Here is a 288-nt window from a genome sequence, read left to right on the forward strand (position 1 = left end):
GGCCTCCTCCCGCAGCCGGGTGTGGGGGATGGGCGGGTGGACGGTGCCGCCCAGGTTCTGGGCGCGGGCCCAGGTGAGGAGCGAGCCGACCTCGCCGTCACCGGGGATGTCCTGGTCCGCGGCGGCCACAGGGATCCCGCGGTCCGACCAGTGCCCGAGCAGGTGTCCGAGCGTCGTGGACTTCGTGGTCCCGCCCTTGCCGAGGACGCCGACGCGGCGGCCCTGCGGCGGGATGGGTCGTTTCTTCACCATGCCGACCACGCTACCGGGACTGAGGGGTCCCGGAAC

The 288-nt window shown here is 74.0% G+C and carries 1 pseudogene; it reads right to left on the minus strand.

The features are described 5' to 3' along the window. Positions 1–252: pseudogene (locus VR45_RS23380) on the minus strand (hypothetical protein); the annotation flags it as partial. Positions 253–288: the final 36 nt, after the last annotated feature.

Origin of the sequence: Streptomyces sp. NRRL S-495 (assembly GCF_000966955.1) — a bacterium.
Taxonomy (GTDB): domain Bacteria; phylum Actinomycetota; class Actinomycetes; order Streptomycetales; family Streptomycetaceae; genus Kitasatospora; species Kitasatospora purpeofusca.